This is a genomic window from Marinifilum sp. D737 (assembly GCF_026672275.1).
Classification (GTDB): Bacteria; Bacteroidota; Bacteroidia; order Bacteroidales; family Marinifilaceae; genus Marinifilum.
The window spans coordinates 1-9,229 of sequence record NZ_JANQCD010000065.1 but is presented as its reverse complement, the minus strand read 5'-3'; the positions used below and the strand labels follow the sequence as shown (position 1 = coordinate 9,229).

Below are 9,229 nucleotides of genomic sequence, written 5' to 3'. Positions count from 1 at the left end.
AAGTAATGATAGGCTGTATGACAGAAACTTCTTGTGGAGTAAGTGCTGCAGCTCAACTTTCACCAATGGTCGATTGGGCCGATTTGGATGGAAATTTATTAATCTCTAATGACCCATTTAGAGGAATTACAGTGCTTGATGGAAAGGTAATATTACCAAACTGTCATGGTATTGGAATAAGTAAAATATAACCAAAAATGATTTGCTAATCTAAATTTTATACTATGAAAAAACTCGCATTTTTAGCGTTAATTATGCTTATTGGCTGGCAGATATCCTGGGCTCAGGATTTGCTAGTAACAGGTACGGTTACTAATAGTGATAAAGTAACTTTACCTGGGGTGTCAATTGTAAAAAAAGGAACTGCAATTGGTACCATTACCGATATTGATGGTAAATACGAAATGAAAGCAGAGGTTGGTACTACCTTGATATTTAGTTATGTTGGAATGGAGCCTCAAGAGATTGAGATTACAGGACAAAAAATTGTTAATGTAGTACTAGAAGCTCAGTCGATTGGAGTTGATGAGGTTGTTGTAACAGCTTTGGGTATTAAAAAGAGTAAAAAATCTTTGGGCTATGCAGTTCAGGATATTAAATCTGATGAATTACTTGCAGGTAACCAAAGTAATATGGTTAACACCTTGCAAGGGAAAATTGCTGGTGTAAGTATTAGTAGTGCTGGTGGATCTCCGGGAGCTTCATCTATTATTATGATTCGAGGAGGCTCTTCGTTAAGTGGAAATAACCAACCACTATTTATTGTTGATGGATTACCTATCGATAACACTACGAATTCGAGTTCCGAAGTTGCCAGTGTTAACCGTGCTTCCGATATTAACCCAGAGGATATAGAGTCTATATCTGTATTGAAAGGGGCTACTGCTGCTGCTCTTTATGGTATTCAAGCAGCTGAAGGAGCTATTATTATTACAACTAAGAAGGGTAAAACAGGTGAAGGTAAAATTTCATTTTCTTCTACTTTGTCTGTTGATGAGGTTATTGGTACTCCCGATATACAGCGTACTTATGGACAAGGAAGTTATGAGTACAATAGCGAAGGGGAAATTCTTGGTTACGACCCATCACCGGGAATACATTTACAATCGTGGGGTGAGGAAATTCCTGAAGGAACTCCTACTTATGATAATATAAGTAATTTATTCGATAAAGCAGTTACACAAAAATACAATGTGAACTACTCAGGAGGCAATGAACAAACAAATATCTTTGCTTCTGCATCTTATTTAGATCAAAATGGTGTTATCGAAAATACAGGTTACGAAAAACTTAACCTTACTTTCAACGCACAGTCGAAATTTAGAAAAAACTTGACAATTGGTGTTAATGCTAAGTATATTAACACTCAAACTAAAAGTAATAAGCAAGGTACTTCTTCGGGGGGATCTTTTATAAGTATGCTTAAATATCCTGTTACCTACGATGCTCGTGATTATGCAAACGAAGATGGTACGCAGAAGATATTCATGGATTCAAAAGAAGATCAAGATTTTGATAATCCATATTGGAGTCTTGACAATTCCCCTAATACCGATGAGGTTGATAGATTGATTGGACAAGTTAATTTGAATTATCAACCACTCGATTTTCTTACTATTTCTTATCGTTTAGGAACCGACTATTATTCTCAATTTAATAAGAAGGTTACTGATTTTGGCTCTCTTATAAAAGGAAGATCTGATGGTTACCTTAGACAGTATGAGAAGACTAGTCGCTTAGTGACTTCGACTCTTCTTGTTATGTTGAATAAAACCTTTAATGAGGACTATTCTGTTGACGTTACTTTGGGACAAACAGTTGACGAAAAAAAGACAAGAACAACATATACTGGAGGTAATAAGTTTCAAGCTCCTGATATTTATAGTGTGTCAAATGTTGCTGCTGATGATCAAACTCTTTCGGAATCTAAATATAGAAGAAGGAGTATGGGGGTTTTTGGTGAAGCTAAATTTGGTTGGAAAAACATTGCATTTTTAAATGTATCAGGAAGAAATGACTGGTCTTCTACTTTGCCGATTGGAGATCATTCATTCTTTTATCCTTCTGTGGGTACTTCTGTTGTAGTTTCTGATCTTCTTAATGAATTAGGTACTGATATTACTTCGGATAATTTCCTTTCATACCTTAAATTGAGAGCTACATGGGCACAAGTTGGTAAAGATGCCAGTGCTCATAGATCAGAATCATACTTAACACTACGTTCATGGCATTATGTTCCTGTTTCTGAGGGTTATACTTGGAATTCAGATCAGGCAGGTAATCCAAATCTGAAACCTGAATTTACCACTTCATTTGAAATTGGTATGGACGCTCGTTTTCTTAAGAATAGAGTTAAGTTAGATTTTAGTTACTATCATAGTTTATCTGAAGATCAGCTCTTAAATGTGAGACTCCCGCCGGCTGCAGGTGCTTATATCGCTCAGCTTAATGGTGGATCTGTTAAAAATGAAGGATACGAGGCGTTAGTTAATGTTTCTTTGTTTCCTAGATCGAGTGAATTCCAGTGGGATATGTCTTTCAATTTTGCAAAAATGGAGAGTACTGTTTATGATCTTCCTGGTGAATTGGTTGAAGTAAATAACGATCAATCATGGACATGGAATAGCACTGCTTTAGGTGCTGCTGTTTTGGATGGTAACCTTTTTGGATTAAAGGGTAAAAGACCAAAGAGAAACGATAATGGTGATATTATAATTGATAGTGATGGAAACGCCTCTCTTAGCGAAGATATCTTTCCTGATGTTGATCGTATGCCAGATTGGACATTAGGGATTATAAATACATTATCATACAAAGATTTTAGATTGTCATTTCTTTTTGATATGAGTATTGGTGGCGATGTTTATAATGCTACCGAAGCAGCTTTAACCTATTATGGATTAAGCACTACTTCTGCGAACAGATCTATGACTGAAACAATTGTTTTGGATGGTGTTATGGCAAATGGTGTAGATGCGGAAGGAAATACAGTTTATGAAAAGAATACTACTCCTATCTTGAAGGATCAGAGATACTATCAAGATCAGTATTCTCAAAATGCTGAGAATTTTATTGAAGATGCAACATACGTTAAGCTTAGATATGTAACGCTTTCTTATAATCTTCCTAAGCCACTTCTTGATAAGATTGGTTTCGATGGAATGGAGATTTTTGCTACTGGTAGAAATCTATTGATGATTTCTGATTACTCAGGGGTTGATCCTGAAATAGCTTCTTTTGGAGCTTCTGTTAGTGGTTCAGGGGCTATAGGACTTGATAATCTAAGTACTCCTAATACTAAAGGTTTTGATTTAGGTGTTAAAATTAATTTCTAAAATGGCAATAATGAAAAATTTAAATATAATTAGCGGATTTCTAGTTTTACTTTTGTTAGGAGGTTTGGTTTCCTGTTCTGATGACTTTTTCGATGTTAATGAATCAGAAACAAAACCATCGAATATGTCTTTACCACCTCAACAACGATTGTTGGCTACCATAGATAACACTACAGGTTTTGGACAAAGTAGATTGTCTAGAGAGGGAACGGTTCTCTCTTATCATATTACTGAAAGAACTACATATTATTCAAGGTGGAGATGGGGAACGGTTTCTTATGCTGCTGAGCAATATCTATATACTAATGCTCTTCCAAATACTGCCGACTTAATTGTTTTGGGAGAGGAATATAACTCACCTCATTATACAGCTGTTGGAAAAATATTGAGAGCGTATCTTTTTTCTATGGTTACCGATCAGCTTGGTGATATTATAATGGAAGATTCTTATAATGCTAAAGATCAGCTTATTCTTACGCCTAAGTTAACTTCGCAAAAGGATGCTTATATAGGAATACATAAGCTTATTGATGAGGCTCTTTTAGATTTTGACAAGCCTAATGCTATTGATCTTAATGTTATTGGTACAGATGTGATGTTTCATGGAGATATTGAGAAGTGGAAGAAATTTGCCTGGGCTCTTAAGGCTCGTCTTCTTAATCATATGACTGCAAAAACTTCGGGCGACTTTAAATATGATCCTGTTGCTGTTATTGCTGCTTGCGGGAAAGCCATGAGTTCAAATGCAGATAATGCGAAAAGAGAATTTACTGGTGAAGAGACTCAAAATAATATCTATCCATGGTCCGATACTGAAGGTGGTGAAGTTGAAGGTGCTTTTGATTCTCGAGCAGATAATTGGTCGAAGTTTTTTGTTGACAATCTTAAGGACCCATTAATTTTAAATAATGAATCAGCTCCGGATCCACGCCTACCTCTTATAGTACAACCGGCTTTAGATGCAGAGAAATATGGTTTAACGGGTTTGGATAAGTATCAGGGTGTTCCTATGGGAACATATCGAGAGAATGGCTTTAACGGTATAAAAGAAACTGTAGAATTTGTTGCTGGTGACATCAATCCGTTTACAGGAGAACCTTTTGAAGAGGACATTACGATTGTTATGGATTCAACAGAATATTTCTCTAGAGGTCATCAATATGGTAAGCCTAATGGTCTGTTTTATACTAGTCCAAATTCTGATTGGTATTTGATTACTTATGCAGAATGTAAATTTATTGAAGCTGAAGCAAATTTTAGAAATGGCGATAAAACGGCTGCTTTTGCTGCATACAAAGAAGGTATCAACGCAGATATGACAAATATGGGTGTTGATGCTGCTGAAATCGCGGATTATATGACTCATGTTGATAATATTGGTCCGGCAAATATTACCCTGGAGCGTATAATGACTCAAAAGCATATTGCAACAGTTATGAATCCAGAAACTTGGGTTGATTTGCGTAGAGTTGAATATGATAATACTTTTACAAGACTTAAGAGACCTCAAAATCTTAATGCTAATATATTCCCAGCTTCAGGTGATGAAGTTGATGGTAAAGAAGTGTGGATTCGTGCTCTTAAATATGATAATAGAAATGTTGAGAGAAATTCAGCGAATTTACCTGATAATGACGATGCATCTCGTTTTCCAACTAGAGTTTGGTGGAATACCCCTGATGCTGATGATGTGGTTGATTTAACGAATTAATTTTTATAGCCGTCTGGTCTTAAGGATGGCTGTAATTTTAATATAAAATTTAAGTTATTTAAAGTTAATGTCTGGATGAAAAGCCAGGTGTATTGTAGTAGTAGTGTAACAGGAGTTCGAAAGGACTTCTGTTTTTATATGATATATACTGTTAATTACCAGGTGTTGTCATTTGTTTGGGAGAGATAACTATCTATCCTTGCTATTGGAAAGAGAGGATGAAAATGTTTGGATCCGAGCTGAATGAATTAAAACCTATAATCTGCGGGGAATCTATTCCTGCTTAATGATTTTCAAGAGATTTATTATGAACCTTTGCAATGAACTGTTTAATCGAAAGTATTTATGGGTATTGTGCTTCCTGTGTTTGGTGCATGTTGCTAGAACTGCTGATGCCTTAGAGAAAAAAGCTTATTCTTTTGCTTTTTTAACCGATTTGCATGTTTCTCCAGATTCAGAAAATGAAAAAGCACTCCTAAATGTAGTTGATGAAATAAATATTGGGGATTCAGAATTTGTAGTTGTAACAGGAGATGTAACAAATGTTGGATCTGACATAGAATTAAAAACGGTAAAATCGATATTGGATCAATTAAAGAAACCATATTATATCATTCCAGGAAATCATGAAACCAACTGGTCGGAGAGTGCATGTCAGACATTTTCCAATTTATGGGGTGTTGATCGATTTGTATTTACACATGATAGTACTCTGTTTGTGGGTTATAATACTGGGCCATTCTTAAAAATGGGTGATGGTCATGTGAAGGCTGAAGATATCATTTGGCTGAAAAAAATATTGAAGAAGAAAAAAGGAGAGTATAATGCTGTAGTAAGTTTGTCGCATTATCCATTAAGAAATGATGATTTGGGAAATGCGAACGAAATCACAAATGTTTTAAATAAGCACAACACATTGCTTTCTCTTTGTGGTCATGGGCATAAATTATCTCTTTATAATTTCAATTCGATACCAGGTGTAATGGGGCGTTCATTATTTGTTAGAAATGATGAATTGGCAGGTTATAATATCGTTACATTAAGGTCTGATTCGCTCTATGTGCATGAAAAGCGTTTGGGTAAAGCAAAAGAGAAACCTTTTTTAAGTATGAAAATTGGCGATGCATCTATTCTTAAAGGAATTGAGAATACTTCTTTGCAAAAATCAGAATCGAAATCCTTAAAGAGAGTAAAGGTAAGGACAATATTAAATGAAAATGCCTCGGTATTTACAGGCTTGGCTAAAGAGGGAGATCTTGTTTTTTATGGAACATCAAAAGGTGAATTGATTGGCTATAATATTAGAAAGAAAAAATACCTGTGGCGAAATAAAATTTCAAAAGGAAGTGTGTTTTCATCACCTGTTGTTAGTAATGGTATTGTGGTTGTTGGAAGTGTTGAAAACAAAATTTTAGCATTTGATGCTACAAGTGGCAAATTGATATGGGAAGTTAAAACTTCTGTACCTGTTATTAATAAAGGTGTAATTCAGGATTCGAATTTATATATGGGGGCAGGTAATTTTGATTTTCTAAAAATTTGTCTAAAAACTGGAAAGGTATTGTGGAAGTATTACAAAGGAGAGGGCTATTTTCAGGCAGCGCCTACGGTTGGTGAAGGAAAAGTAATATTTGGAGCGTGGGATAAATGTCTGTATTGTTTGGATGCCAATACTGGAGAGGAGATTTGGAAGTGGCGAAATCCTAAATCTGTTACTTTGTATTCTCCAGGGAATGTAACTCCAGTGATATCGCATGGTAAGGCGTATTTTGTAGCTCCTGATAGGTTTTTAACTGCTTTGGATCTTGAAAGTGGGAAGCAGTTGTGGCGCAATAATGATCATAGAGTACGTGAGTCTATGGGTATAAGTAAGGATGGTTCCACTGTTCTGATGAAAACCATGGATGGGCAATTGCTAGGTGTAATGACGGCCGTAGATGAATATACTGAGAAATTTTGCATTGAATCTGTGCTGGAATATGATCATATACCATGCAATGTGGCGAGTGTTGGAAATATGGGTTTCATTGGATCTAGAAAAGGCATTGTTGTTGCGTTCGATATGAAAAGAGGTAAAGTGTTGTGGCATTATAAAGGTGGTAACTCATCAATCAATGAAATTTTAATAGACGAAAATGCACCTAATGAACTTTTTGTGTCTCTAATTGAGGGCAAGCTTTTGCATTTTGACCTATCAAATGAGTTTATAAAAGATTAATGTTGCTGGTTGTTGGTGTATGCCAGTTTGTAAAAAAAAAGCAGGGGTTTTTAATTGACTCCTGCTTTTTTTTAGACCTATGTCCTGTTTTGAGATAGCTTTGAAAGATTATTGCTTGAATTGTATTGCTCCAATAAAATTACACCCTTAAGTCCATGCTGTTTGCGACTATCCCCGCGAATTGTTCGCGCCTTGGCTCGCATATTTCTTTTGCCTATGCATACATGTTGTTAACGTGAAATGTCGATTGGCATAAATTATCTGTCCTTTTAGAAAAAGACAGCTTGCTCTATTCAGAATCATCGGAAGAATAAATAGTCACACCAGTACCAATAAGTCTCTTTTGGGGTGTTTCTGCATAATTGTATTTGATTTTTATAAATCAGATAATTTAACTCTTGAGTGGTTAGGTGATATGAATAAGCTGAAACACATGTTATTTTGATTTTAGGGAATTTGTATGAATGGTAGGGTATGTTGTATTACAAATTAATTTCAAACAGACAAGGAGGGAGTTTGAAATATGCATGAATCTGTTTTGTTTATTAATAAAGGGCAGTGTAAGAGTGGAAATAATTAATTCAGTACTTGTGATGTATAAAAATGATTTGTTTTGGTTAAGGTGTATACTTGTAATACAAGTGTATGTTTTCAAACATGCATATGCAAGTAAATAAATTACCCAATGTATTATACTTTTGAAATCCTGTAACATGTAATACCAATTGGATGAAGTTGAAAATGAGATATACTTATTACGTACTGATGATATTTATTGTGTTTGCTTGTCATGATAACAAAGAAGTTTTCCAACAAGTAACTCAAAAGTCTCAAGAAATTGGTAGTCAATTTGCGCCAGATGGCAGAGAAGCAATTTATACTACAAGTTTTTCTATGAGTAGCAATGGTAGTCTGGTGGTTAGTGGAGAAACATCTTTGCCGGAAGCTAAGTTGGCGTTGTTTTCGTCTTTGGAAGAATTAAATGTTCATTTGGTCGATAGCTTGGTTATACTTCCAGAGGATAAAATGGGAAATAAGATTTGGGGATTGATAAATTTAAGTGTTGTAAATCTTAGGTCTCAACCAAAGCATTCGGCAGAGCTTGTTTCGCAGGCTATTATGGGAACTCCGGTTAAGATCTTAAAAGAAAAGAATTCCTGGTATCAAATTCAAACCCCTGATAAGTATATAGCTTGGGTGGATGAAGCTGCATTGAATCTACGAACCAAGGAAGAAATGACGAATTGGAGAAATGCCAGAAGAGTGATTTTTCAGTCACATTTTCAGATAGCAAAAGATGAACAAGGCAAGGAAACGATAACAGATATTGTAGCAGGATCAATTCTGGAAGTTCAGAGTGAAGATTCAAAGTATTTGTTGTTAAACCTACCAGATAAAAGAGAGATCAGGTTAAATAAGACAGATTGTATCGATTTTGATTTATGGAAATCAATTGAAATCAAAGAGCCGTCAAGGCTTACTCAATTGGCCAAAGAGTTTATGGGAAGACCCTATTTGTGGGGAGGAACATCCTCTAAAGGTGTTGATTGTAGTGGTTTTGTTAAATCCGTGTATTTCATGAACGGAATAATATTGGCTCGTGATGCTTCATTGCAGTTTCTTCATGGAGACACCATATCTCCTGAACAAGGGTTTGAAAAATTAGTAGAAGGAGATTTGGTGTTTTTTGGTAGAAAAGCTACGGAAAACCACAAACAGAAAGTTACTCATGTGGGGATGTATATTAAGGATGGAGAGTTTATTCATTCCTCGGGTAGAGTAAAAATAAACAGTTTTGATCCTGAAGCAGAGAATTTTAGCAACTACAGGACAGTTTCATGGTTGGGTGGTCGCAGAGTTTTAAATAGAATAGGGGAAGAAGGAATTGTAAAAGTTTCAGAACATCCCTGGTATTAAGATTTAAATAGAAATGAAGTTAGATAGAAGGAAATTTATAGGTAGTGG

4 protein-coding genes and 1 pseudogene are annotated in these 9,229 nt (G+C 35.4%); all 5 read left to right on the top strand.

Going from position 1 to position 9,229, the window contains the following annotated elements:
* A pseudogene (locus NQ163_RS20210) lies at positions 1-191 on the top strand (dipeptide epimerase); the annotation flags it as partial.
* A gap of 33 nt (positions 192-224) precedes the next feature.
* On the top strand, positions 225-3,335 hold the full coding sequence (locus NQ163_RS20205; RefSeq protein ID WP_268192128.1) for a SusC/RagA family TonB-linked outer membrane protein: 3,111 nt from the start codon (positions 225-227) through the stop codon (positions 3,333-3,335).
* Between the two features lie 10 nt (positions 3,336-3,345).
* Complete coding sequence (locus NQ163_RS20200; RefSeq protein ID WP_268192127.1) at positions 3,346-5,046, top strand: SusD/RagB family nutrient-binding outer membrane lipoprotein; 1,701 nt, start codon at positions 3,346-3,348, stop codon at positions 5,044-5,046.
* 307 nt (positions 5,047-5,353) lie between these two features.
* Complete coding sequence (locus NQ163_RS20195) at positions 5,354-7,264, top strand: outer membrane protein assembly factor BamB family protein (protein ID WP_268192126.1); 1,911 nt, start codon at positions 5,354-5,356, stop codon at positions 7,262-7,264.
* Between the two features lie 729 nt (positions 7,265-7,993).
* A complete protein-coding gene (locus tag NQ163_RS20190) occupies positions 7,994-9,181 on the top strand; it encodes a C40 family peptidase (RefSeq protein ID WP_268192125.1) in 1,188 nt (395 codons plus the stop codon).
* Positions 9,182-9,229 lie beyond the last annotated feature (48 nt).